Annotated in this window: 24 protein-coding genes and 2 tRNA genes; 14 read left to right on the forward strand and 12 right to left on the reverse strand. The window is 71.0% G+C overall.

Going from position 1 to position 24,480, the window contains the following annotated elements:
• The first annotated feature begins 44 nt into the window (after positions 1-44).
• Entirely contained in the window at positions 45-4,709 is a 4,665-nt protein-coding gene (locus tag OG439_RS25825; protein WP_326951617.1) for a HAMP domain-containing protein, read from the forward strand.
• Here OG439_RS25825 and OG439_RS25830 read toward each other — a convergent pair.
• A tRNA-Gly gene (locus OG439_RS25830) sits at positions 4,661-4,734 on the reverse strand. The two genes, OG439_RS25825 and OG439_RS25830, sit on opposite strands and share 49 nt — an antisense overlap.
• Positions 4,735-4,813: 79 nt before the next feature.
• On the opposite strand from OG439_RS25830, the gene OG439_RS25835 reads away from it, so the two are divergent.
• The 3 genes from OG439_RS25835 (at position 4,814) to OG439_RS25845 (ending at position 7,092) form a co-directional block, all read left to right on the forward strand.
• Positions 4,814-4,890: transfer RNA gene (locus OG439_RS25835), tRNA-Pro, on the forward strand.
• 736 nt (positions 4,891-5,626) lie between these two features.
• Positions 5,627-6,184 carry a hypothetical protein gene (locus OG439_RS25840; protein ID WP_326943428.1) on the forward strand — a complete coding sequence of 186 codons (558 nt, stop codon included), beginning with the start codon at positions 5,627-5,629 and terminating at the stop codon, positions 6,182-6,184.
• Positions 6,181-7,092: a hypothetical protein gene (locus tag OG439_RS25845; protein WP_326943429.1), complete on the forward strand. Its 912-nt coding sequence runs from the start codon at positions 6,181-6,183 to the stop codon at positions 7,090-7,092. The genes OG439_RS25840 and OG439_RS25845 overlap by 4 nt, the downstream gene beginning before the upstream one ends.
• On the opposite strand, the gene OG439_RS25850 is transcribed toward OG439_RS25845, so the two are convergent.
• The gene (locus OG439_RS25850) at positions 7,089-7,838 is read right to left on the reverse strand and encodes an alpha/beta fold hydrolase (RefSeq protein WP_326943430.1); all 750 of its coding nucleotides are present in this window, start codon (positions 7,836-7,838) and stop codon (positions 7,089-7,091) included. The genes OG439_RS25845 and OG439_RS25850 overlap by 4 nt on opposite strands.
• A complete protein-coding gene (locus OG439_RS25855; protein WP_326943431.1) occupies positions 7,835-8,623 on the reverse strand; it encodes an NAD(P)H-binding protein in 789 nt (262 codons plus the stop codon). Before OG439_RS25855 ends, OG439_RS25850 begins: the two co-directional genes overlap by 4 nt.
• 67 nt (positions 8,624-8,690) lie before the next feature.
• Here OG439_RS25855 and OG439_RS25860 point away from each other — a divergent pair, with 67 nt between their 5' ends.
• On the forward strand, positions 8,691-9,053 hold the full coding sequence (locus tag OG439_RS25860) for a winged helix-turn-helix transcriptional regulator (RefSeq protein WP_326943432.1): 363 nt from the start codon (positions 8,691-8,693) through the stop codon (positions 9,051-9,053).
• Between the two features lie 50 nt (positions 9,054-9,103).
• On the opposite strand, the gene OG439_RS25865 is transcribed toward OG439_RS25860, so the two are convergent.
• Both OG439_RS25865 and OG439_RS25870 read right to left on the reverse strand, forming a co-directional pair.
• Positions 9,104-9,550: a nuclear transport factor 2 family protein gene (locus tag OG439_RS25865; RefSeq protein ID WP_326943433.1), complete on the reverse strand. Its 447-nt coding sequence runs from the start codon at positions 9,548-9,550 to the stop codon at positions 9,104-9,106.
• Positions 9,551-9,555: 5 nt separating this feature from the next.
• The gene (locus tag OG439_RS25870; RefSeq protein WP_326943434.1) at positions 9,556-10,431 is read right to left on the reverse strand and encodes a TIGR03619 family F420-dependent LLM class oxidoreductase; all 876 of its coding nucleotides are present in this window, start codon (positions 10,429-10,431) and stop codon (positions 9,556-9,558) included.
• Between the two features lie 148 nt (positions 10,432-10,579).
• Here OG439_RS25870 and OG439_RS25875 point away from each other — a divergent pair, with 148 nt between their 5' ends.
• Positions 10,580-11,407 carry a hypothetical protein gene (locus OG439_RS25875; protein WP_326943435.1) on the forward strand — a complete coding sequence of 276 codons (828 nt, stop codon included), beginning with the start codon at positions 10,580-10,582 and terminating at the stop codon, positions 11,405-11,407.
• Positions 11,408-11,449: 42 nt separating this feature from the next.
• On the forward strand, positions 11,450-12,283 hold the full coding sequence (locus tag OG439_RS25880; protein ID WP_326943436.1) for a DJ-1/PfpI family protein: 834 nt from the start codon (positions 11,450-11,452) through the stop codon (positions 12,281-12,283).
• A gap of 1 nt (position 12,284) precedes the next feature.
• Here the strand turns inward: OG439_RS25880 and OG439_RS25885 are convergent, their stop codons facing one another.
• The gene (locus OG439_RS25885; protein WP_326943437.1) at positions 12,285-13,094 is read right to left on the reverse strand and encodes an Fpg/Nei family DNA glycosylase; all 810 of its coding nucleotides are present in this window, start codon (positions 13,092-13,094) and stop codon (positions 12,285-12,287) included.
• Entirely contained in the window at positions 13,094-13,567 is a 474-nt protein-coding gene (locus tag OG439_RS25890) for a ribose-5-phosphate isomerase (RefSeq protein WP_247055431.1), read from the reverse strand. The genes OG439_RS25885 and OG439_RS25890 overlap by 1 nt, the downstream gene beginning before the upstream one ends.
• 45 nt (positions 13,568-13,612) lie before the next feature.
• Here OG439_RS25890 and OG439_RS25895 point away from each other — a divergent pair, with 45 nt between their 5' ends.
• Together OG439_RS25895 and OG439_RS25900 are read left to right on the forward strand one after the other, a co-directional pair.
• Positions 13,613-14,335, forward strand: a complete 723-nt coding sequence (locus OG439_RS25895; RefSeq protein WP_442792220.1) for a 2-phosphosulfolactate phosphatase — start codon at positions 13,613-13,615, stop codon at positions 14,333-14,335.
• Positions 14,332-15,141, forward strand: coding sequence for an MBL fold metallo-hydrolase (locus OG439_RS25900; RefSeq protein ID WP_326943438.1), 810 nt, complete (start codon positions 14,332-14,334; stop codon positions 15,139-15,141). Before OG439_RS25895 ends, OG439_RS25900 begins: the two co-directional genes overlap by 4 nt.
• Here the strand turns inward: OG439_RS25900 and OG439_RS25905 are convergent.
• Positions 15,138-15,758, reverse strand: a complete 621-nt coding sequence (locus tag OG439_RS25905; RefSeq protein WP_326943439.1) for a mycothiol-dependent nitroreductase Rv2466c family protein — start codon at positions 15,756-15,758, stop codon at positions 15,138-15,140. The two genes, OG439_RS25900 and OG439_RS25905, sit on opposite strands and share 4 nt — an antisense overlap.
• 161 nt (positions 15,759-15,919) lie before the next feature.
• Here OG439_RS25905 and pepN point away from each other — a divergent pair, with 161 nt between their 5' ends.
• Complete coding sequence (pepN, locus tag OG439_RS25910; RefSeq protein WP_326943440.1) at positions 15,920-18,487, forward strand: aminopeptidase N; 2,568 nt, start codon at positions 15,920-15,922, stop codon at positions 18,485-18,487.
• Between the two features lie 117 nt (positions 18,488-18,604).
• On the opposite strand, the gene OG439_RS25915 is transcribed toward pepN, so the two are convergent.
• Positions 18,605-19,096 carry a DUF5130 family protein gene (locus OG439_RS25915; protein WP_326943441.1) on the reverse strand — a complete coding sequence of 164 codons (492 nt, stop codon included), beginning with the start codon at positions 19,094-19,096 and terminating at the stop codon, positions 18,605-18,607.
• Positions 19,083-19,340, reverse strand: coding sequence for an aa3-type cytochrome oxidase subunit CtaJ (gene ctaJ, locus OG439_RS25920; RefSeq protein WP_326943442.1), 258 nt, complete (start codon positions 19,338-19,340; stop codon positions 19,083-19,085). Before ctaJ ends, OG439_RS25915 begins: the two co-directional genes overlap by 14 nt.
• Positions 19,341-19,618: 278 nt before the next feature.
• Here ctaJ and OG439_RS25925 point away from each other — a divergent pair, with 278 nt between their 5' ends.
• Positions 19,619-19,972, forward strand: coding sequence for a hypothetical protein (locus OG439_RS25925; RefSeq protein WP_326943443.1), 354 nt, complete (start codon positions 19,619-19,621; stop codon positions 19,970-19,972).
• A gap of 102 nt (positions 19,973-20,074) precedes the next feature.
• On the opposite strand, the gene OG439_RS25930 is transcribed toward OG439_RS25925, so the two are convergent.
• Positions 20,075-20,572 carry an HNH endonuclease gene (locus tag OG439_RS25930; RefSeq protein ID WP_326943444.1) on the reverse strand — a complete coding sequence of 166 codons (498 nt, stop codon included), beginning with the start codon at positions 20,570-20,572 and terminating at the stop codon, positions 20,075-20,077.
• 357 nt (positions 20,573-20,929) lie between these two features.
• Here OG439_RS25930 and OG439_RS25935 point away from each other — a divergent pair, with 357 nt between their 5' ends.
• The 3 genes from OG439_RS25935 (at position 20,930) to OG439_RS25945 (ending at position 24,136) form a co-directional block, all read left to right on the forward strand.
• On the forward strand, positions 20,930-21,937 hold the full coding sequence (locus tag OG439_RS25935; RefSeq protein ID WP_326943445.1) for a mechanosensitive ion channel family protein: 1,008 nt from the start codon (positions 20,930-20,932) through the stop codon (positions 21,935-21,937).
• A gap of 190 nt (positions 21,938-22,127) precedes the next feature.
• Complete coding sequence (locus OG439_RS25940) at positions 22,128-22,511, forward strand: globin (protein WP_326960134.1); 384 nt, start codon at positions 22,128-22,130, stop codon at positions 22,509-22,511.
• On the forward strand, positions 22,511-24,136 hold the full coding sequence (locus OG439_RS25945; RefSeq protein WP_326943446.1) for a glycoside hydrolase family 13 protein: 1,626 nt from the start codon (positions 22,511-22,513) through the stop codon (positions 24,134-24,136). Before OG439_RS25940 ends, OG439_RS25945 begins: the two co-directional genes overlap by 1 nt.
• Before the next feature lie 42 nt (positions 24,137-24,178).
• Here the strand turns inward: OG439_RS25945 and OG439_RS25950 are convergent, their stop codons facing one another.
• Positions 24,179-24,433, reverse strand: a complete 255-nt coding sequence (locus OG439_RS25950; RefSeq protein WP_326943447.1) for a hypothetical protein — start codon at positions 24,431-24,433, stop codon at positions 24,179-24,181.
• Positions 24,434-24,480: the final 47 nt, after the last annotated feature.

The raw sequence follows: 24,480 nt of genomic DNA on the forward strand, positions 1-24,480 counted from the left end.
GACGACCATGGCTGGCGCATGCGTGGTGGAGAGGGTCGGCACACATGACAACGGAATCCCAGGGCGAAGCGGCGGCGCTGGAGCGGCTGCTCGTGGCGGTGCGGGATCTCGGGGACGGCAACTTCCGGCGGCGGCTCGTGCCGCACGGCGACGGCGTCTCGGCGCAGCTCGCCGTCGCCTTCAACGACATCGCCGAGCGCAACCAGCGGCTCGTGAGCGAGCTGCTGCGGGTGCGCACGGCGGTCGGCCAGGAAGGCAGACTGCTCGAACGGCTCGAGACCGAGGTCGGCCCCGGCGGCTGGAACACCGCCGTCGACGCCGTCAACGGCCTCGTCGAGGACCTCACGCGTCCGGCCATCGAGCTGGAGCGCGTGCTCGGCGGCGTCGCCGACGGCGACCTCTCCCAGCCGATGACCCTCACCCTCGACGGCCGCCCGCTGCAGGGCGCGTACGCGACCCTGGCGAAGACGGTCAACGGCCTCATCGCGCAGCTGACGCGCTTCGCCGTCGAGGTGACGCGGCTCTCCCGCGAGATCGCGGGTGAGGGCCGCCTCGGCGGCCAGGCGGTCGTGCCGGGCGTGTCCGGGACCTGGCGCGACCTCACCGACTCCGTCAACTTCATGGCCGACAACCTCACCGAGCAGGTCCGCAACATCGCGCAGGTCACCACGGCCGTCGCGCGCGGCGACCTGACCCAGAAGATCAACGTCGACGCCCGCGGCGAGATCCTGGAGCTCAAGAACACCATCAACACGATGGTCGACCAGCTCTCCTCCTTCGCCGACGAGGTCACCCGCGTCTCCCGCGAGGTCGGCTCCGACGGCAAGCTCGGCGGCCAGGCCCAGGTGCCGGGCGTCGCCGGGACGTGGCGCGACCTCACCGACTCGGTCAACCTGATGGCCGACAACCTGACCGACCAGGTCCGCGGGATCTCCCAGGTGGCGACCGCGGTGGCCACCGGCGACCTGACGAAGAAGATCGACGTGGACGCCCGCGGCGAGATCCTGCAGCTGAAGAACACGCTCAACACGATGGTCGACCAGCTCTCCGCGTTCGCCGGGGAGGTCACCCGCGTCGCGCGCGAGGTCGGCAGCGAGGGCAAGCTCGGCGGGCAGGCCGAGGTGGCCGGCGCGGCCGGGACGTGGCGCAGCCTCACCGACTCGGTCAACGGCATGGCCGACAACCTGACCGACCAGGTCCGCAACATCTCCCACGTGACCACGGCCGTGGCGAAGGGCGACCTGACGCAGAAGATCACCGTCGACGCCCGGGGCGAGATCCTCGAGCTCAAGACGACCATGAACACCATGGTGGACCAGCTCTCCGCCTTCGCCGACGAAGTCACCCGGGTGGCCCGCGAGGTGGGCACCGAGGGCCAGCTGGGCGGGCAGGCGCAGGTCCCCGGCGTCGCCGGCACCTGGCGCGACCTCACCGGCTCGGTGAACTTCATGGCGAACAACCTGACCACCCAGGTCCGCAACATCGCCCAGGTCGCGACGGCCGTCGCGCGCGGCGACCTGACGCAGAAGATCGCGGTCGACGCCCGGGGCGAGATCCTGGAACTCAAGACCACGCTCAACACGATGGTCGACCAGCTCTCGGCGTTCGCGGACGAAGTCACCCGCGTCGCGCGCGAAGTCGGCACCGAGGGCAAGCTCGGCGGCCAGGCCACCGTGCCCGGCGTCGCCGGCACCTGGAAGGACCTCACCGACAACGTCAACTTCATGGCGAACAACCTGACCGACCAGGTCCGCAACATCGCCACCGTGACGTCGGCCGTCGCGAAGGGCGACCTGACCCAGAAGATCTCGGTCGACGCGCGCGGCGAGATCCTCGAACTGAAGACGACGCTGAACACGATGGTCGACCAGCTCTCCGCGTTCGCCGACGAGGTCACCCGCGTCGCACGCGAGGTCGGCACCGAGGGCAAGCTCGGCGGCCAGGCGACGGTCCGCGGCGTCGCGGGCACGTGGAAGGACCTCACCGACAACGTCAACGTCATGGCCACCAACCTGACCGACCAGGTGCGCAGCATCGCCACGGTGGCGACCGGCGTGGCCAACGGCGACCTGTCGAAGAAGATCTCGATCGTCGCCCAGGGCGAGGTCGCGGCGCTGGCCGAGACGCTCAACGGCATGGTCGAGACGCTCCGCGCGTTCGCCGACGAGGTCACGCGCGTCTCGCGCGAAGTCGGCACCGAAGGCATCCTCGGCGGCCAGGCGCGGGTCCCCGGCGTGGCCGGGACCTGGAAGGACCTGACCGAGAACGTCAACTTCATGGCCCACAACCTGACCAGCCAGGTGCGGAACATCTCGCAGGTCACCACCGCCGTCGCGCGGGGCGACCTGACGAAGAAGATCGACGTCGACGCCCGCGGCGAGATCCTCGAGCTGAAGACGACCATGAACACGATGGTCGACCAGCTCTCGGCGTTCGCCTCCGAGGTGACGCGCGTCGCGCGCGAGGTCGGCACCGAGGGCCAGCTGGGCGGCCAGGCCGAGGTCGACGGCGTGTCCGGAACCTGGCAGCGGCTCACCGAGAGCGTGAACCAGCTGGCCGGGAACCTGACCACGCAGGTCCGCGCGATCGCGCAGGTCGCCACCGCGGTGACGGCGGGCGACCTGACCCGGCACATCACGGTCGACGCGTCCGGGGAGGTCGCCGACCTCAAGGACAACATCAACCAGATGATCGCGAACCTCAAGGAGACGACGCGGACCAACACCGAGCAGGACTGGCTGAAGACGAACCTCGCCCAGCTGTCCGGCCGGATGCAGGGGCACCGCGACCTCGCGTCGGTCGGCGCGCTCATCCTGTCCGAGCTGGCGCCGCTGGTGCGCGCCCAGCAGGGCGCGTTCTTCCTGGCCCGCGACGACGACCGCGACGGCACGGTGCTGGAGTGCATCGCCGCCTACGGTCTCGCCCAGTCCCGCGCCGGCCTGCGGTTCGCGATCGGCGAGTCGCTGATCGGCCAGGCCGCCGTCGACCACCGCACTATCCTGGTCCACAACGCGCCGCCGGAGTACGCGCTGGTGTCGTCCGGGCTCGGCTCGGCGTCGCCGGTCAACCTGATCGTGCTGCCGGTGCTGTTCCAGGGCGAGGTGCTCGGGGTGCTGGAGCTGGCCTCGGTCAACGAGTTCAGCACCGTCCACCAGGACCTGCTGGAGCAGCTGCGGCACACGATCGGCGTCAACGTCAACACGATCCTGTCGAACTCCCGCACCGAGGCGCTGCTCACCGAGTCGCAGCGGCTGGCGCAGGAGCTGCGGGCCCGGTCCGAGCAGCTGCAGGCCCAGCAGGGCGAGCTGCGGCGGTCCAACACCGAGCTGGCCGAGAAGGCCGCGCTGCTCGCCCAGCAGAACCGCGACATCGAGGTCAAGAACAGCGAGATCGAGCAGGCCCGCCAGGAGCTGGAGGAACGCGCCGGGCAGCTGACGGTCGCGTCGCAGTACAAGACCGAGTTCATGGCGAACATGTCGCACGAGCTGCGGACGCCGTTGAACAGCGCGTTGATCCTGGCGAAGCTGCTGTCGGAGAACCCCGAGGGCAACCTCACCGAGAAGCAGATCCAGTTCGCCAGGACCATTTACGCGGCGGGCTCCGACCTGCAGCAGCTGATCAACGACATCCTCGACCTGGCCAAGGTCGAGGCCGGCCGGCTCGACATGCAGATGTCGGACATCACGCTGCCGGAGCTGGTGGACTACGTCGAGTCGCTGTGCCGGCCGCTCACGGCCGACAAGGGCCTGGAGTTCGCCGTCCACATCGACCCGCCGGTGCCGGGCAGCGTCCACACCGACGAGCACCGGCTCCAGCAGATCCTGCGCAACCTGCTCTCGAACGCGGCCAAGTTCACCGACGAGGGCAGCGTCCGCCTGCACATTCGCGCGGCCGACCCGGCGGAGGTCGAGCAGGAGGCGCTGCGGAACGCGCCGGGCATCATCGCGTTCGCCGTCGAGGACACCGGCATCGGCATCCCCGAGGAGAAGCTGGCGGTGATCTTCGAGGCGTTCCGCCAGGCGGACGGCACCACGAGCCGCAAGTACGGCGGCACCGGCCTGGGCCTCAACATCAGCCAGCAGCTCACGGAACTGCTCGGCGGTGAGCTGCGCGTGGTCAGCGAGCCGGGCAAGGGTTCGACGTTCACCCTGTACCTCCCGGTGGCGGCGTCGAACCTGGTCGACCCGGCCGTGACGGCGCTGTCGTCACCCAGGCTGCCCCCGGTCCCGAGCACGGTCCTGGTGGCCGCCCCCGACATCGCCCCGAAGCGCTTCCAGGGCGAAAAAGTCCTGATCGTCGACGACGATTTGAGGAACGTCTTCGCCCTGGCCGCGGTCCTGGAGCAGGCGGGCCTGGAGGTCGTCTACGCCGAAACGGGCGTCGACGGCATCCGAGCCCTGGAGCGCAACGAGGACACGGCCCTGGTCCTGATGGACGTGATGATGCCGGAACTGGACGGCAACGCGACGATCGCGGCCATCCGAGCGGAAGCGGCCAACGCCGACCTCCCGGTGATCGCGGTGACCGCGAAGGCCACCGCGGAGGACCGGGCAAGGACGCTGGCCAGCGGCGCGGACGACTACATCACCAAGCCGGTGGACACGGACAAACTGCTGGACGTGATAGCCGCCAAGCTCGAGGCGGACGCCGCCTCGGCCGTTGGAGCGGGTGACGGGAATCGAACCCGCGTAGCTAGTTTGGAAGACTAGGGCTCTACCATTGAGCTACACCCGCGTGCCCCCGAGGTACCCGGGTGCGAGGTCAGCTTAGCGTGACCCGCTAGGCTGATCGCACACCCCCCTGGGGGTGGGACCGGGATGTGGCGCAGCTTGGTAGCGCATTCGCTTTGGGAGCGAAGGGTCGCAGGTTCAAATCCTGTCATCCCGACCAGCAGGTCTTGGCGTGGCGTGTCCTCGGGACGCGCGGACCACTGGCGCGATCCGGGTGGCACCCGTCGGGGGCCGAGTTCCCTCGGTCCCCAACGGCGCCATCGTCGGCGGCCGGCGGGTTTACCACACGCTGCCCTTGCCGACTGTGGACAACCTGCCTCTGCCGTAGTTGACGGGGACTGTTCCACCTTGCCTCAAGAGCAGTTGCCCCACTGGCAGCTGTGGCGGGCCGGAGGGCGGCCCATCTTCTCGGCTTCCTTACACCACGCGCACTTCGTTCGGCCGGCTTTCACACACGCGCACATCTCTGCCACCTTCGATCTCATCGGTTGATTCCGGTTTCATCCGACCGGGACGTCCAGTTCCGGGAACGCTCGTCGGTACCCGATGCGGAACACCTTTCGCACCGGCGTTTCCTTGGCCGAAGTCGCGGCCGCGACTTCGGCCACCAGGTATGTCTCCGGACTGAACGCGGGACATGTCGTTTCGTCCGCGAGCGTTGTTACGGCGTCGAGTGCACCGGGACAAGGTCACCACGCGCTCTCGGCAAGGCCGCGGTGAAGCAGACCATCCAGTGGGACGACAAGCGGCGCTGGCATCGTTCTGGCGGAGCAGGCCTGGAGGCAGGGATACCCGCCACCGTTCGGGCATTCGGCTCATCACGTTGCTTTTTCGAGCCGATCTTGTTGTATTTCTTCGCTTTCTCGCGACTTCCCCTCACGGAGAGGTGATGTCCGATGAACAGGCCGACCCGTGCCGGTGTCGTGCTGGCTGTCGCGGCCGTTCTGGTCGTGGCCTGTGGGCGTGTCCCGGAGCCGGCGGCGCCGTCCGCCTCCGGCGGCAGCAGCAGCGGTGTCGTGACCTCCGCCGCGTCCACGCTGCAGGCGCCCGCCACCAGCGCGCTGGGGTTGACCAGCTCCAGCGGTACGACCAGCCGGAGCGTCGCGCCGCTGACGACCACTCCGAGATCGAGTAAGGCCGCGGACACGACCACCGCCGTCACGGAGAAGCCGCCCGAGCCGCCCAAGCCGCCGGATCGGTGGGTGCTCGGTTCCGCGGACCGGCGCAGTCTCGAACAGCAGATCGGGACCTCCTTCACCAACTTCTCCGTCGACGACTTCTACCGCCGGGTCTGTCCCGCGCACGACGTCTGCGTCCACAACGCCTTCCGCGAAGAGCCGAGCCTGGGGCACGCGGACGAGGACTGCTGGGTCGGCCGCAACGAGATACCCGACCCGCTGGCCGAAGGCGGCACCGTGACCTGGGTCGTCAACAACCTCTGCGATCCCGCTTGACCGCGCGGCGCGTGGCCGGGCGGCCGCGGGAATCCGGCGTCACGCGTGACGCGCCGTCGCGGGCCTTGAAGGTCTTCAGCTCCATTCTCGCGCCCACCACCGTGCTGACCGCGCTGCTGTTCTACTTCGGTACCCAGCACGCCAACGCGTTCTACGGGTGGTTCGGCGTGCACTACTCGGTGCTCGGGCTGTCGGTCGCCGACTACCTGATCCGCGCGAGCGACGGGATGACCGTGCCGATCACCGCCGTCGCCGCCGTCGGGCTCGCCACCCTCTGGGCCAATCGCCTGCTCGAAGCCCGGCTGTCGCCGCGGGCGTGGCAGACGCTGCTGCGGCGGGCCGTGCCCGTGCTCGCCGTCGCCGGGATCGTGCTGGTCGTCGTGGGCCTGACCGGCCTCGCCGAGCCCGCCCTGCTCTACCGGTTCGCCGGGCTGCCGGGGTTGTGCATCGCCGTGGGGTTCCTGTTCTTCCCGCTCGCCGACCGCCTGCACCAGGCCCGCACCGGCCGCCGCGGGTCGCCGACCGCGGCCGTCGTGCAGTGGACCTTCACCTTCGTGCTCGTCACCATCGGCGCGTTCTGGTCGGTGACGGACTACTCGGCCGCGCTCGGCGAACGCCGCGCGTACGAGTACGAGGTCGCCCTGCCGACGATGGCCGACACCGTCGTGTTCAGCGGCAAGGACCTCGGCCTCCGGGCGCGCGGGGTGAAGGTGACGCCCTGCGCGCCCGACGCCCAGTACCGGTTCCGCTACGACGGGCTCGTGCTCGTCCAGCAGTCCGGCGGGACGTCGATGCTGCTCCCCCGGCAGTGGAACCGCGCGGACGGCACGGCGATCCTGCTGCCCGCCTCCGGCGACGTCCGGCTGGAGTTCGCGCCGAACGGCACGTCCCGGGATCGCACCTGCTAGCCCGGCAGCCACGCCCGCAACGACTCCGCGACCAGCTCCGGCTGCTCTTCCGGCGTGTGGTGACCGGCGACGACGGGGTGATGCACCACTTCCAGCGACGCGAAGTTGTCCCGGCACCAGTCGATCATCGACGGTGTCAGCATCGTGTCGTGGCCCGGTTCGAACGTGATCAGGAGCTTCGGGATCTCCGGCGTCGCCGCCAGCCAGGTGCCGAACGCCTCGATGCGCGACACCACCGAGGCCGGCTCGCCGCCCAGGGGCAGGGAACGCGCCCAGCGCAGCAGCGGAACGTCGTGCGTGGTCCGGTACTCCGGCGGGAGTCCGGTGAAGAAGCCCGACAGATCCGTCGACGTCTTGATCGTCCGGAACACCTCCGCGCCCGCCGGCGGGAACTCCTCCCACGTCATCGGCTTCAAGATCGCCTCGGTGAACGCCAGACCGCGGACACGCCCCGGGTGCCGCGACGCCCAGTCCGCGGCCAGGGCGCCGCCCCAGTCGTGGCCGATCAGGACGACATCGTCCAGAGCCAGTTCGTCGAACCAGGCGTCCAGGTAGCGGGCGTGGTCGTCGAACGTGTACTCGATGTCCGGGCGCGCCGAGGCGCCCATGCCGATCAGGTCCGGCGCGAGACGGCGGCCCAGCAGGGACGGCGTCACGTTACGCCACAGGTACGACGACGTCGGGTTGCCGTGCAGGAACACCAGTGGGGCGCCGGTTCCCGTGTCCTGATAGGACAGTGCCGTCACTTGAACGCCGCCGCGTTGCGCGCGGCCCACTCGGTGAACGGACGCGGTGGGCGGCCCAGCACCCGCGAGACGTCCGGGCTGACGCGCTGCTCCTGCGGGGTCGGCGCGCCCAGGATGCCCAGCGTCACGTCGGCGACCTCCGGCGGCATGAAGCCGAGCATCGCCGCGCGTGCCTCCTCGCGGGTCCGCGGCACGAAACGCACCGGCTCGCCCAACGCCTCGCCGATCGCCGCCGCCTGCTCGCGAGGGGTGATCGGCGCCGGGCCGGTCAACTCGTAGACGTCGCCGGAACGTCCGGACAGCAAGGCCGCAGCGGCCACCGCGGCGATGTCCTCCGGGTCCACCACCGGCAACGCGACGTCACCGAACGGCGCCACCACCTGCCGGGACGTCCGCACGCTTTCCGCCCACTGCAGGGCGTTCGACGCGAACCCGCCCGGGCGCAGCATCGTCCACTTCAGACCCGAGGCCCGGACGGAGTCCTCCAGCACCGCCGGGTGCCGGCCCGTCGCGACGCCCTGGGACGACAGCAGCACCACCCGCTCGACGCCGGCCGCGCGCGCCGCGGCCAGCACGTCGTCCACGGGCGCGAAACCGCCCGGCACCATCAGGAACAGCGCCTCGGCACCGTCCAAAGCGGACTCGACGACGGGCATCACGCGCACGCCGTCCGGCACGTCCGCCGTCTCTCGGCGGGACACCGCCGTCACCTGTTCACCGGCCGCGGCCAGCGCTCGCACCAGCGGCCGTCCGACGTTCCCCGTCGCTCCCATGACTGTGATCATGCGGAGGACGCTACATTCCGACGTATAGTAGGTACCTAGAGGAAAGTAATGGCTGGAGGCCCCGAAAGTGACCGGAACCACACCCGAGCTGGCCTGCCCGATCGCACCGGTGGTCGACATCGTCTTCAGCCGGTGGACGACGCCGATCCTGTGGTCGCTGAAGGAATACGGGCGGCAGCGGTTCGTCGAGCTGGAACGCCGCATCGGCACGATCACGCCGAAGGTGCTCACCCAGCGGCTGCGGCAGCTGGAGCGCGACGGCCTCGTCGTGCGGACCTACCACGCCGAGGTCCCGCCGCGGGTGGAGTACGAGATCAGCGAGCTGGGCCGCAGCCTCGGGCCGCTGTTCGCGAGCCTTTCGGAGTGGTCGGGCAACCTCGGCAAGGTCGAAGAGGCCAGGGAGGCCTACGACAGCCGGTCCCGCCGCTGAGGTGCGACAGGTCCGGGGCCCGCACCGGGCCGGCGCGGGTCCCGGAGAAGCTACTCCGTGATCTGCCGGGCCGTGGCCATCGCGCGTTCGGTCTCCCAGAACGCGCGCATCGACGTGATCAGGCCGTCGTCGCCGACGCGGTAGACGAACACGCCGTCCGTGTCGACGCGGTAGCCGCCCGGGAGGTACGTCGTGATCGTGCCGACGTTCGCCACCTCGGCGCCCGCCGCGTGGGAGTCGCGGATGACGAACTCGAAGCGCTCGACGTTGCCGATCGTCTTGTCCCAGAAGGCACTGATGCCGTCGTGGCCGTGGTGGCCCTTGCCCGTCTCGTCGAACATCGACGGCCCGACCGGGTCCTCGACGACACCGTCGGCCGCGAACAGCGCCAGCCACGCGTCCTTGTCCCCCGCCGTCACCGCCGTCATCGACGCCAGGGCCGCGCGCCGCGCCGGCGGCTGCTCCTTCTCCGTGTCCCAGCTGACCTGCACGCCCATCGCCGTCACTCCTCGAACTTGTCGATGATCTCGGCCCCGAACTTGCGGATCGACTCCAGCTTCGGCTCGACCGGGGCGTCGAAGCCGACGCCGTCGAACACCCACGGCATCGTGATGATGTCGGTGACACCCGCCTCGCCCTGCTCGCGGTAACCGTCGAGGCCGAACTTGTCGATGCAGACGGCCTGGTACTCGAACGGGTCGTCGGCGCGGCCGCGCTCGGCCAGCAGCTCCTTCAGCCGGGCGATGGTCTGGCGCAGCTCCTCGAGCTTCATCATCGCCGAGGACCAGCCGTCGGCGACGCGGGCCGCGCGCCGCAGCGCGACGTCGGTGTGGCCGCCGATGTAGAACGGCACGCGCGACGGCGGTGCCGGGCTCATCTGCAGCTTGTCGAAGTCGTAGAACTCGCCGTGGTACTCGACCATGCCGCCGTCGAGGATCAGCCGGAGCACGTCGATGGCCTCGTCGACGCGCTTGCCGCGCCGCTCGAACGGCACCCCGCAGTACTCGAACTCCTGCGGCAGCCAGCCGACGCCGAGGCCGAGCCCGAACCGGCCACCGGTGAGCACCGACGCCGAGCCGACCTGACGCGCCAGCAGCACCGGGTTGCGCGAGCCGAGCTTCAGCACGGAGGTGTAGAACTCGATGCGGCTGGTGACCGCGCCCATGGCGGCGGTCGCGACCAGCGGGTCCACCCAGGGCGTTTCGGCGGTCCAGAACCGGCTGCCGTCGGGGGTGTAGGGATAGTCTGTGGAGACCGTCTCGGCGTAGAAGAGCGAGTCCGGCAGGGCGATGGCGGCGAAGCCGGCCTCTTCCGCGGCCCGGGCCAGCTCGCCCAGCTGATCAAGCGGGTTCATCGCGATCGACAGGGTGAACTTCATACCGCGGAACTATAACGTGTTCTAGTTTCTTCGGCCAGGCCTGACGGTGGGCCGGATCACTACCCGGGAACCCTCCGCGCAACGTCCGCGTTGTCCGAATCACAAGGTGACTTCCGGTCACCGGGCACCGAGCTTCTGGGAGTGGTCCATGGGCACCGCGATCTTCCTGATCGTGCTCGTCGTCGTGATCGTCGGTGGCGGCCTGTATTTCTCGCGGCAGCGCGCCGCTGCCCGGCAGCGGGAACTCGACGACGCCAAGGCCGACGCCCGGCGCCTCGTCGAGCGGCTCGGCGGCCAGGTCCTCAACCTCAACGGCACGGACACCGCGTCGCAGCAGGCGATGGCCGACGCGAGCGAGCGCTACAACGCGGCCGGCTCGCAGATGGAGCAGGCGCGCACCATCGAGCAGGCCCGGCTGGTCAAGGACACCGCCGTCGAAGGCCTCTACTACGTCCGCGCCGCGCGGGTCGCGATGGGCATGGACCCGGGCCCGCAGCTGCCGGAGGAGGCCGAGCGCGAGCGCGCCGGGAAGGTGACCGAGCGCCGCGACGTCGACGTCGAGGGCCAGCACTACGCCGCCTCCCCGGACGCCGGCCAGGACACGCCGTACTACTACCCCGGCGGTCGCGTGGCCGGCCGGCCGGTGCCGCAGGGCTGGTACAGCGAGCCGTGGTGGAAGCCCGCGCTCGTCGCCGGCGCCTGGGGTCTCGGGTCGATGTTCCTGTTCAGCGCGATGTTCTCCGGCATGGGCGGCATCGCCAGCGCCGGGGCCTGGGAATCGGGCTACGACGCCGGCCAGCAGGACGCGCTCGACTCCGGCGGCGGTGACGGCGGCGGCGGTGACGGCGGCGATGGTGGCGGTGACGGCGGCGGCGACTTCGGCGGTGGTGACGGCGGCGGCGACTGGGGCGGCGGCGGTTTCGACGGCGGCGGCTTTGACGGTGGTGGCTTCGACGGGGGCGGTTTCGACTTCTGACGCCCGGCTGGCATCCTCCTGGACGACGTTCGGGAGGATGCCGTGGCGACAGTCCTGATCCCCGTCCCGGCCCGGGACTCGGACCCGTCCGAAGTGGCCGTCAGCCGGGCGGTGCTGAGCCGGGACCACACGGTCGTCTTCGCGACACCCGGCGGCACGCAGGCCACCTGTGACGAGCTGATGGTCACCGGCGAAGGCCTCGACCTGTGGAGCCGGGTGCAGGGCTTGAAGAAGCTCACCGCGCTCGGCCGCGTGCTGCGCGCCGACGCGGCCGCGCGTGACGCCCACCGCGCGCTGCTCGCGGATCCCGCGTGGCGCACCCCGATCCGCTGGGACGACATCAAGCTCGACGACGTCGACGGCGTGCTCCTGCCCGGCGGGCACCGGGCCCGCGGCATGCGCGAGTACCTCGAAAGCCCCGTGCTGCAGGGCGTGGTCGCCGACGCCTTCCGCCGCGACCTGCCGGTCGGCGCGATCTGCCACGGTGTCCTGCTGGCCGCGCGCAGCGTCGACCCGGCCACCGGCCGTTCGGTGCTGCACGGCCGCACGACGACGGCGCTGACCTGGCAATTGGAGCGGACGGCCTGGCGGCTCGCGCGCCGGACCCGGTTCTGGGACCCGGGCTACTACCGCACCTACCTCGAGGAACCGGGGCAGCCCGAGGGGTACATGTCGGTGCAGCAGGAGGTCACCCGCGCGCTGGCGCGGCCGGCGGACTTCCTGGACACGCCCGACCGGGTGAAGGCGAGCGGCCGGGCCCGCGACCGCCTCGACGACGAGCGTCCGGCGTTCGTCGTCGAGGACGGCAACTACGTCTCGGCCCGCTGGCCGGGCGACGTGCACACGTTTGCGAAGGCCTTCGGCAAGCGGCTCTGAGTCAGGCCGGCTGGCAGGTGGGGCACCAGTACAGGTTCCGCCCGACCAGCGACGACGTCTCCACCGGCGTCCCGCACACCAGGCACGGCTCGCCCGCGCGGCGGTAGACGTACACCTCGCCGCCGTGGCGGTCGACGCGCGCGGCGCGGCCCATCGCCTCCGGGAGGTGCTCCGGGCGGACCGTGTCGATGCGGCCGACGCGGACGCCGTCGCGCATCAACGTCACCAGATCGGCCCACATGTCGTCCCACAGCGCGCGGTCCAGCGCGCGGCCCGGCGTCAGCGGCGCGACGCCGTGGCGGAACAGGACTTCGGCGCGGTAGACGTTGCCGACGCCGGCCAGCACCGCCTGGTCCATCAGCAACGCGGCGACCGAGACCTTCGACTTCGAGATCCGCGCCCACGCCTTCTCCGGCTTCGCGTCGCGGCGCAGCGGGTCGGGCCCGAGGCGCGCCTTGATCGCGTCGGCCTGGGCCGGGTCCAGCAGCTCGCACGTGTTGGGGCCGCGCAGGTCCGTCCACTGTGTCCGGCCGACCAGGCGCATCCGGACCTGGCCCACCGGCGGCGGCGCGGGCAGTTCGCCCTCGCCGAAGATGCCGATCAGGCCGAGGTGGACGTGGACGATCCCGTGCGGCCCGTAGTCGTGGAACAGGTGCTTGCCGTGCGCCTCGGCGCCGACGAGCACCTGACCGTCCAAACGGGACGCTTCGGCGGCGAAGCGGCCCTGCGGGCTGCTCACCTCGACCGGGGCACCGGCGTAGCGGCGCTTGTGCAGCCGGGCCAGCCGGTGGAGCGTGTGCCCCTCGGGCATCAGGCCTCCGGCAGGGCCGGCGGGGTGCCGGTGCGCTCGTAGTCCAGCAGCTGCTGCACGCGGCGAGCGTGCCGCTCCTCGGGCGAGACCTCCGTCGCGAGGAAGGCCTCGACGATCTCGGTGGCCTGCTCGGCGGTGTGCATCCGGGCGCCGACGCCGATCAGCTGGGCGTGGTTGTGCTCGCGGCACAGCTTGGCCGTCTCGACGCTCCAGGCCAGGCCGGCGCGGGCGCCGGGCACCTTGTTCGCGGCGATCTGCTCGCCGTTGCCGGAGCCGCCGACGACGATGCCGCGGCTGCCCTCGTCGGCCACGACGCGCAGCGCCGTCTCGACGCAGTAGGCCGGGTAGTCGTCGGCCGCGTCGTAGACCCGCGGGCCGATGTCGGTGACCTCGTGGCCCTGCTTCTCCAGGTGAGCCACCAGGTGGTTCTTCAGCTCGAAGCCGGCATGATCGGATCCCAAGTAGACACGCACGGCTGGGAGTCTGCCATCACGGCCGGTTTCCGGCATGCTCCGGGGGTGGGGATCTGGGAGCAGTCGGGACACGACGTCAGGCTCGACTGGGGCGCCGAAGGGGTGGCCGCGCTCGCCCGGGAATGCGCCGTGCTGGTGGTCGTCGACGTGCTTTCCTTCAGCACCACCACGGATCTCGTGGTCGGCCGCGGCGGCCGGGTGCTGCCCGTCCGGTGGCGCGACGAACGCGGGGTCGCGCTCGCGCGGGCCGCGGGCGCCGTCATCGCCGGCGAGGGCACGTTCACCCTGCGGCCGTCGTCGGTGACGGACATCCCGCCCGGGACGCTGCTCGCGCTGCCGTCGCCGAACGGCGCCACCCTGTGCGACGCGGCCGCGTCGACCGGCGCCCACGTGCTGGCCGGCTGCCTGCGCAACGCCTCCGCCGTGGCCGCGAAGGCGCACGAGCTGGGCGGCCCGATCGGGGTCATCGCGGCCGGGGAACGCTGGGGGGTGAACATCTTCGGTCACGGCGACACGTTCGGGCCGCTGCGCCCGTGCGTCGAGGACCAGGTGGGCGCGGGCGCGATCGCCGTCGCGCTGGCCCGGTTCGGGCGCACACTGTCCCCCGAAGCGGCGCTGGCCGCGCGCTCGGTCGACGTCGCGGCGATCGCGGACTGCGTGTCCGGGCGCGAGCTGACCGAGGCCGGGCACGGCGGCGACGTCGCGCTGGCCGCCCAGATCGACGTGAGCGAAGCCGCTCCCGTCCTGCACGAAGGAGTCTTGCGATGACCGGTCGCTGGGTCGAAGTCGCCGACGGCGTGCACGCGCGGCGGTACGAGGAGCTGGACCTGACCGTCGGGCTGGTCGTCGGGGCCGACCGCTGCCTGGTCATCGACACCCGGGGCGACCTGGACCAGGGCGCCGAGCTGGCGGCGGCCGTGCGCCAGCTGACGGCGCTGCCGTGGGCGGTCGCGTTCACCCACGCGCACTTCGACCACACCTGGGGCACCGAGCGGTTCCTGCCGTGCGCGGTCTGGGCGCACGAGGGCTGCCGCGCCGAGCTGACCGAGTACGCCGAGGGCGCGCGGGAGAAGTGGATGGCCTACTACCGCGAGGAGGGCAAGGCGGCGATCGCCAACGCCATCGCGCGGACGACGTTCGTCGTGCCCGACCACCTGTTCAGCGACCGGACCGAGCTCGACCTGGGCGGCCGGACGGCGGTGCTGCTGCACCCCGGGCGCGCCCACACCGACCACGACGTCATCGTGCACGTGCCGGACGCGGAAGTGGTCTTCGCCGGCGACATCGTCGAGAACGCCGAACACGGCTTCAGCGCGTTCTCGTTCGGCGCCGACTCGGACCTGACGGCGTGGCCGGACACCCTCGACACGCTGCTCGCGCTGGAACCGCGGGTCGTCGTCCCCGGCCACGGCGACCCGGTCGACGCCGACTTCGTCCGCTACCACCGCCACGGCCTGCACGAGCTGATCGCCCTGAAGGCGGCGGTCGGCCGGGGCGAGTCGACCGAGGCGGCGGCGGTGGCGGCGTCCCGCTACCCCGCCGACGTCACCTCGGCCGCCCTCAAGACGCTTTAGTCGAAGTTCAGGTCGCCCGTGCGGGTGCGCTTGAGCTCGAAGAAGTCCGGGTAGCTCGCCAGCGCGACCGCGCCGTCGAAGATCTTCAGCGCGGCGTCGCCGCGCGGGATCGAGCTGAGGACCGGGCCGAAGAACGCCACGCCGTCGATGTGGATCGTCGGGGTGCCGACGTCCATGCCGACCGGGTCCATGCCCTCGTGGTGGCTCTTCTTCAGCGCGTCGTCGTACTCCGTGGAGTCCGCGGCGTCGTACAGCTCGGACGGCGCGCCGATCGCGGCCAGGGCTTCCTTGATGACCACGTCGCGGTCCTTGTTGCCCTGGTTGTGGAAGCGGGTGCCGAACTCGGTGTAGTAGTCGCGCAGCACCTCTTCGCCCTTGAGCTCCGCCAGCGCCACGGCCACGCGCACCGGGCCCCAGCCCTTCGCCAGCAGGTCCTTGTACTCCTGCGGCAGCTCGTCCCGGCCCGAGTTCAGGTAGGAGAGGCTCATCACGCGGAAGGTCAGGTCCAGGTTGCGGTGCTTCTCCACCTCGAGGATCCAGCGCGAGGTGATCCAGGCGAACGGGCAGATCGGGTCGAAGTAGAAATCGACCTTCGTGGGCTGCTCGGCAGTGGTCATCGGGTACTCCTGTGCACGTGAAGGCGACGTCGGCGTGTGGGCAGGCCCCACACTGCGGGCCAACACCGGGGAGCGCACGCTTGTTCCCTCATCGCCCGGCACCCCGGACCCATGATTGGATGCGGGGAGCCTGAAAACCGATCCCACGACCAGAGGTGCCTGTGCCCGCCCCCAACCTGACCCGTGATCTCGCCAAGCTGCGCGCGGATCTGCTCGACGTCACCGGCTACGACATCGAGCTCGATCTGACCGACGGCCACGGCGGACCCGGGGAGAAGACCTTCGCGTCGAAGACGACCGTCCGGTTCGCGAGCGCCAAGGCCGGCGAACAGACCTGGGTCGACCTCGTCGCCGATCGCGTGCACTCCGCCACGCTGAACGGCGCGGACGTCGACATCAGCGCCTATGTCGAAGACCGGGGCATCGCGCTGGCGGACCTGGCCGAGACGAACGAGCTCACGGTCACCGCCGACTGCCGGTACATGAACACCGGTGAGGGCCTGCACCGGTTCGTCGACCCGGTCGACGACGGCGTCTACCTGTACACCCAGTTCGAGACGGCCGACGCCAAGCGGATGTTCGCCTGCTTCGACCAGCCCGACCTGAAGTCGGTCTACCGGCTCACCGTGGTGACGCCGAAGGACTGGAAGGTCGTCTCCAACACGCTCGCCGAGTCGGCCGAGGAGACGCCGGAAGGCGCCGTCCGGACCGTCTTCAAGGAGTCCGAGCGGCTCTCGACCTACCTGGTCGCGCTGATCGCCGGGCCGTACGCCGAGTGGCGCGACGAGTACACCGACGCCCACAAGACGATCCCGCTCGGCATCTACTGCCGCGCGTCGCTGGCCGAGCACATGGACGCCGAGCGCCTGTTCACCGAGACCAAGCAGGGCTTCGGCTTCTACCACGACAAGTTCGGCACGCCGTACCCGTTCTCCAAGTACGACCAGCTGTTCGTGCCGGAGTTCAACGCGGGCGCGATGGAGAACGCCGGCGCCGTCACCTTCCTCGAGGACTACGTCTTCCGCAGCCGCGTCACCCGCTACGCCTACGAGCGGCGCGCCGAGACGCTGCTGCACGAGATGGCGCACATGTGGTTCGGCGACCTCGTCACCATGCGCTGGTGGGACGACCTGTGGCTGAACGAGTCGTTCGCGACCTTCGCCAGCGTGCTCGCCCAGGCCGAGGCCACCGAGTACAAGAATGCGTGGACGAGCTTCGCGAACATCGAGAAGTCCTGGGCCTACCGCCAGGACCAGCTGCCCTCGACGCACCCGATCGCCGCCGACATCGTCGACCTGCACGCGGTCGAGGTGAACTTCGACGGCATCACCTACGCCAAGGGCGCGAGCGTGCTCAAGCAGCTCGTCGCCTACGTCGGGCTGGAGCACTTCCTCGACGGCCTGAAGGTCTACTTCGGCAAGCACGCCTGGGGCAACGCCACGCTGGCCGACCTGCTCGGCGCGCTGGAAGAGGCGTCCGGGCGCGACCTGTCGTGGTGGAGCGCGCAGTGGCTGGAGACCACCGGCCTGAACTCGCTGAGCCCGCGCTACGAGATCGGCGCGGACGGCACGTTCGCCTCGTTCGCCGTCGTGCAGTCCGGCGCCAAGCCGGGCGCCGGCGAGCTGCGCACGCACCGCGTCGCCGTGGGCATCTACGACGAGGACGGCAACGGCAAGATCGTCCGCACCCACCGCGTCGAGCTCGACGTCGACGGCGAGCGCACCGAGGTGCCCGACCTGGTCGGGCAGGCCGCGGGCAAGCTCGTGCTGGTCAACGACGACGACCTGACCTACTGCACGATGCGGCTCGACCCGGTGTCGCTGACCACGCTGATCGACCGCGTCGCCGACATCACCGAGCCGCTGCCGCGCACCCTGTGCTGGTCGGCGGCCTGGGAGATGACCCGCGAGGCCGAGCTGAAGGCCCGCGACTTCGTCACCCTGGTGCAGCGCGGCATCCACACCGAGAGCGAGGTCGGCGTCGTGCAGCGGCTGCTGCTGCAGGCCCAGACCGCGCTGAACTCCTACGCCGAGCAGGGCTGGGCGGCCAAGACCGGCTGGCCGGCGTTCACCGGCCGGCTGCTGGAGCTGGTCCGCGGCGCCGAGCCGGGCTCGGACCACCAGCTGGCGTTCGTGAACTCGCTGGCCGGTTCGGTGCTCGACGAGGCGACCCTCGCGGTGCTCGCCGGCTGGCTCGACGGCTCGGCCCCGCTGGAGGGCCTCAGCGTCGACACCGACCTGCGCTGGCGCCTGCTGCACGCGCTGGTCGCGCACGACAAGGCGGGCACCGCGGAGCTCGACGCCGAGCTGGCCCGCGACAACACCGCGACCGGGCGCCGCCAGGCCGAACGCGGCCGCGCGCTGCGTCCGGCGGCCGAGGCGAAGGCCGACGCGTGGGAGCGCGCGGTCCACGACGACGAGCTGACCAACGCCGTCAGCGACTCGCTCATCTCGGGCTTCTCGCACCCGGGGCAGAAGGCGCTGCTCGGCGCGTACGTCGGGAAGTACTTCGAGGTGATCGACGAGGTGTGGCAGCGGCGCTCCAGCGAGCGCGCGCAGCCGATCGCGATCGGGCTGTACCCGTCGTGGGCCGTGGAGCCGGCGACGGTGAAGGCGTCCGACAAGTGGCTGGAGACCGAGCACTCGCAGGCCCTGCGCCGGCTGGTCTCGGAAGGCCGCGCGGGCATCGTCCGGGCCCTGGCGGCCCGCGACTTCGACGCCCAGGTCTGAAAGCCGTGAAGGCCTCCTTACCGGCCTTAAGAGCCGGTAAGGAGGCCTTCACGGCTCTTCGCCACACGTGAAAGGGCCCCGCACCGGGTGGTGCGGGGCCCTTTCGTACGTCTGGAGTCAGCGGGGCGCGGGGCCCGCCTGGTCGGACAACATGCGAAGCGCGTTCGCGAGGCCGTTGACCAGGCCGCGGACCAGGTCACCCTCCTTGAACGACGCCACCATGCTCGCGATCGCCAGCTTGGCGCCGCGGTCGGGCAGGCGGCTGAAGGCCGTCTTGCCCGTGACGATCTCGATCAGCCGCTCGCCGGGCGAGACCGCGATCAGGACCGAGTTGGCCGGGTTCGCCGTGGTGGCGTGCAGCCGCTCCGCCGTCGCGCGGCTGTCCTGGCCGCCCAGCTCGCCGAGGTACAGGCTGAAGTCCAGGCCGGTCTCCCGGCTCGCGAACGTCAGCGCCTCGTCCAGGCGGGCCAGCTGGCGGGTGGTGAACGGGCCGGCCGGCGCGGCGGGCTCGTACATCTTGGCGGCCGACACGCGGCCGCTGGACGTCAGCGCTTCGCCGTAGCCCAGTTCGGACTCGTCGACGCGCTTCGTCAGCTCACCAGTTGCCACGAGCGCCCCCTGCCGCGGTAGTGGCGCCTGCGGCGACCACGCTGTTCCCGGCACCCGCGTGCGCGTGCCCTTCACCGACCCCGTCGGGGTTGGCGCTCCACCACATGGCCGGGTACTCCCAAGCCTGGCCCGGCCGGTGCCGCGGGGCGCCACCGGACTTGCGCCGGAGCGTCAGCAGCCCGGCGAAGCCGTAGATGGCCAGCGGGATCACGGCGAAGACCACGATCGTCTCGACAACGTTCACGGCGCTGAGCGTATCGGATGACCTCCGCGACCACCGCGCGCGGCGCACTCGACCGTTCGTCGTAAGGCAGGCGCCGTCCGCCGCTTGGCGCGCGGGCACTGGAACGTTGGGGCGAAGACCGTCGGGCCGAAAGGTTGCAACTCAACGTACAGGCGGCCGCACCCGCCGCTGTCGTCTTGTCGTTGCCTTGAAATCCTCGTAGCTTTTTCACCTGTACGGGCCTTGCGCCCCGCTCCCCAGCCCCAGCAGGTCACGCACCGGTCCCAGGAGGCCTTGCCATGAACAGCGTCCACACCCCCGCACAGGCGATCACCGAGACCACCTCGTCACCCAGTGATATCGACTTCGTGGCCGGAACGCGTGTGACGGCGGGCACCAGGGTCACCCGGGGTACACGAGTCACCCGCGGCACGCGGGTCACGGCGGGGACGCGCGTCACGATGGGCACCAGGGTGACAGCGGGCACACGGGTGACGCGGGGCACCCGGGTCACCCGCGGCACGCGGGTCACGATGGGCACACGGGTCACGGCCGGCACGCGCGTCACCTGCGGCACGCGAGTCACGCGCGGCACCCGTGTCACCCGGGGCACGCGCGTCACCTGCCAGAGCGAGTTCGCGCTCGCCGCCTGAGCCCTTTCACCAGGGCGCTCGCCTTCCTGGACGCACCGCGCAAGCACCCGGCTCGCCCCGGCCGCCGCAAGGCAGCCGGGGCGCCGGCATGTCAGGGCCCGGTTAGGCGGCCGAACCCAAGTAAGGCCGCCAGAGCGGGTCGGCCTCCTTGGAGTGCGCGAGCAGGCGCCAGTGCGGGCCGTGCGGGGCCCGCGGGACGACGCGCAGCTTCCAGCCGATCTCCGAGAGCAGCCGGTCCGCTTTGCGGTGGTTGCACTTGGCGCAGCAGGCGACGCAGTTCGTCCAGCTGTGGGGTCCGCCACGGCTGCGCGGCTGGACGTGGTCGATCGTCTCGGCCCGCCCCCCGCAGTAGGCGCAGCGGTACCGGTCGCGGTGCATCAGCCCGGCCCTGGTCAGCGGCACCTTCGCGCGGTAGGGCACCCGCACGTAGGTGCTGAGCCGGATCACCGAGGGCACCGGCAGAGACAGCGTCGCGGCGTGGAGCTCGATGCCGCCGGGGTCGCCGTGCACCACTTCGGCCTTGCCGCACATGACCAGGACCACAGCGCGGCGCAGGGGCAGCGCGGTCAGGGGCTCGAAGGTCGCGTTGAGCAGGAGCACCCGGCGCCGGCCCCAGGACGGGGCCGCCGGGTCCCGGCCTCTACTACGCTGACCGGGCGGGCGGGTAGTTCCCCCTGGGCGGTTCCCCGGCCCGGCCGGGGCGGGTCCGCCGGATGCGGTTCCCCCCGGATAGGCGCGCAGGACCACCTCTGGCGTCTCTTCGGCCATGGCTTGGCCGGAGACGCCGCGGGGGCTGGGTTGTCGGTCTGGCACTCGACCACCTCCAGGGGCGTAGGCATAGTCGACCACAGAACAGGCCCCCAGCGCACGTGTGTTACAAGACGTGTCACATCCCCGCGACCCAACATCCACTCGAAGTTGGCGAAACCGACGAGATCGGAAGGATGATCAACCCCCGTGTCCCCCTTGCTCACCGCCGACCCGCCATGCATCAAGGACTCCAGCACCTTCTGTTCCCAGGTGTACGAGGTCACGAACAACGCGTGGCTGGCCGGTTCGGCGAACTGGCTCCTCACCAAGCCGCTGAAGATCCTGTTCATCCTCTTGATCGCGTTCGTGGTGCGCCTGCTGATCAAGCGGATGATCAACCGCGTCACGCGGCTGCCGCGCTCCGGCGGCAAGCTGCCGGCGCTGCTGCGCCCCCTGCGTGAGCGCGCCCCCGAGGTGCTCGGCTCGGCCGTGATCGAACGCCGCCGCCAGCGCGCGCAGACCATCGGCTCGGTGCTGAAGTCGACGTCGACGTTCCTGATCTACGGGCTCGCGTTCATCCTCGTGCTGGGTGAGCTCGGCATCAACCTGGGCCCGATCATCGCCTCGGCCGGCATCATCGGCGTCGCGATCGGGTTCGGCGCGCAGAACCTCGTCAAGGACTTCCTGTCCGGCATCTTCATGATGGTCGAGGACCAGTACGGCGTCGGCGACGTCGTCGACATCGGCGAGGCGACCGGCACCGTCGAGGCCGTGGGCCTGCGGATCACCACGCTGCGCGACGTCAAGGGCACGGTCTGGTACGTCCGCAACGGCGAGGTCCTGCGCGTCGGCAACTCCAGCCAGGGTTTCGCGATCGCGCTCGTCGACGTCCCGCTCGGCTACTCGGCCGACGTCGAGCGCGCGTCCACGGTGCTCATGGCGGCCGCCTCCACGGCGACGTCGAGCGAGCTGCTGCGGGAGAACGTGCTCGAGCCGCCGGAGATGCTGGGGGTGGAGAGCGTCACCCCGGAGGGCATCCAGCTGCGCCTGACGGTGAAGGTCCGCCCGGGCAAGCAGTGGGCGGTCCAGCGGGCGTTGCGCGGCCAGCTCCTGGCGGCCCTGGAGGAAGCCGGCTTCGAGCCCCCGCTCGGCCGCCTGTTCCCGGCCAAGGCGGCGGCGACGGCGCTCGAGAACGGCCGCCGCCAGTCCGAGTAGCACCGGTCGTGAGTGCGTAACAGTGTTCTAACACTGTTACGCACTCACGACCCTCGGCCGGAGATGGTCGCGATGGGGTCGTCGGGACCGCCGCCGTTACGCTGGGAAACGGTTTTGCGACGGTTCGGAAGCAGCGGTACCGGGCGTCGGGAACCTTGGGCCGAAGGGCAAAATGGGAGGCGTGTCACCAGTGAGCGAACCGGCGAACCTGTACGAAGCGGTGGGCGGCGAACCCACGTTCCGCCGGATCGTCGGGCGGTTCTACGAGGAAGTCGCGCGGGACGAGATCCTGCGTCCCCTCTACCCGGAGGAGGACCTCGGCCCGGCCGAGGAACGCTTCCGGCTGTTCCTGATGCAGTACTGGGGCGGCCCGCACACCTACTCCGACCAGCGCGGACACCCGCGGCTGCGGATGCGGCACGCGCCGTTCAAGATCGGGCCGATCGAGCGGGACGCCTGGCTGCGCTGCATCCGGATCGCCGTGGACGAAGAGAACCTCGACGAGCCCTACCGGCAGCAACTGTGGGCCTACCTGGAGATGGCCGCGCACAGCATGATGAACAGCTTCGTCTGATGAGAGCCGAGCCGGAGGACGCCGAAACATCCGGGGCTTCGCCCCGGGCCGGGGGCTCCGCCACCCGGGGCCCCCGGAAAGCGCTCGAGTGGTGGCGGGAAGCCGTCTTCTACCAGGTCTACGTGCGCTCGTTCGCCGATTCGGACGGGGACGGCGTCGGCGACCTGGAGGGCATCCGGTCCCGGCTCGGTTACCTGGAGCTGCTGGGCGTCGACGCGCTGTGGCTGACGCCGTTCTACCGCTCCCCCATGGCCGACCACGGGTACGACATCGCCGACCCGCGCGACGTCGACCCGATGTTCGGCACCCTCGGCGACTTCGACGTCCTGCTGACCGAGGCGCACAAGCGCAAGATCAAGGTCACCGTCGACGTCGTGCCGAACCACACCAGCAACCAGCACGCCTGGTTCAAGTCGGCGATGGCGGCGGCGCCGGGCAGCCGCGAGCGCGAACGGTACGTCTTCCGCGACGGCGTCGGCCCGCGCGGCGAGGACCCGCCGAACAACTGGGTCAGCGCGTTCGGCGGCCCGGCGTGGACCCGCGTGCCAGACGGCCAGTGGTACCTGCACCTGTTCGCGCCGCAGCAGCCGGACCTGAACTGGGCCAACCCCGAGGTCGCCGCCGACCTGGAACGCACCCTGCGGTTCTGGCTCGAACGCGGTGTGGACGGCTTCCGCATCGATGTCGCGCACGGCATGGCGAAGCCGCCGGGCCTGCCGGACATGGACCCGCGGGCCGGCGGGTTCACCCCGACCGACTACTACGACCCGCGCTGGGACTACGACGGCGTCCACGAGATCCACCAGATGATCCGCAAGGTGCTCGACGAGTTCCCGGAGACCATGGCCGTCGGCGAGATCTGGGTGACCGACGAGGAGCGCCTCTCGCGCTACCTGCGGCCCGACGAGCTGCACCTGGCGTTCAACTTCCGGCTGGTGCTGACCCACTTCGACGCCGACGCCATGCGCACGGCGATCCAGCGCTCCCTGACCGTGCCGGCGAAGGTCGGCGCGCCGGCGACGTGGACGCTGAGCAACCACGACGTCTGGCGCCAGGTCAGCCGCTACGGCGGCGGCGCGCAGGGCGTGCGCCGCGCCCGGGCGATGGCGCTGGTCGAGCTGGCCCTGCCCGGCGCGGTCTACCTGTACAACGGCGAAGAGCTGGGGCTGGCCAACGTCGACATCCCGGTTTCGGCCATCGCCGACCCGCGCGCCAAGACGAGCGGCGCGGAGTTCGGCCGCGACGTCTCCCGGGTACCACTGCCGTGGGAGGGCGACCTGCCACCGTTCGGCTTCTCCCGCAACCCGCGCACCTGGCTGCCGATGCCGGGCGACTGGGCCGAGCTGACGGTGGAGAAGCAGATAGAAGACGCCGATTCGACGCTCTCGCTGTACCGCCAAGCGATCGAGCTGCGCAAGACCCACACGGCCTTCGGCGGCGACGAACTGGAGTGGTACGGCGCGCCGGCGGGGTGTTTCGCGTTCCGCCGCCGGGGTGGTGGGCTGGTTTGTGCGCTGAACACGTCCGCCAGCCCCATCGCGCTGCCGCCGGGTGAGGTGCTGTTGTCGAGCAGTCCGCTGGTGGACGGAAAGCTCCCGGCCGACTCTGCGGCTTGGCTGGTCTGAGGCCGGTTCGCGGCTGGCTCGCCCTTGGCCGCCGGACCCGCACTAGCCGGACTGGTCGCCCGAGCCCGAGCCGTCGTCGAAAGCGCCGCTCGCCAACCACGCCACCAGGGCCGCGGCCTGGAGGTAGGGCGCCGCCTGGGCAGCCGCCCGGCCCGCCGCACGCGTGCGGCCCCACCTCTCAGGTCTTTCGACGCCCTCGGGCGCCTTCTCACCCACCGGACGGTCGCGTCGCCACGGCGTTTCCTCGGCGCGGACACCGTCGAGGAAGTCCGCCGTGGGGTCGTCGTCCGGGGTCATGAGCCCAGCGTGCCACCGCGGCCGGGTGATCGCCCGGCTCGCAAGGA

It is taken from the genome of Amycolatopsis sp. NBC_01307 (assembly GCF_035975215.1).
Classification (GTDB): domain Bacteria; phylum Actinomycetota; class Actinomycetes; order Mycobacteriales; family Pseudonocardiaceae; genus Amycolatopsis.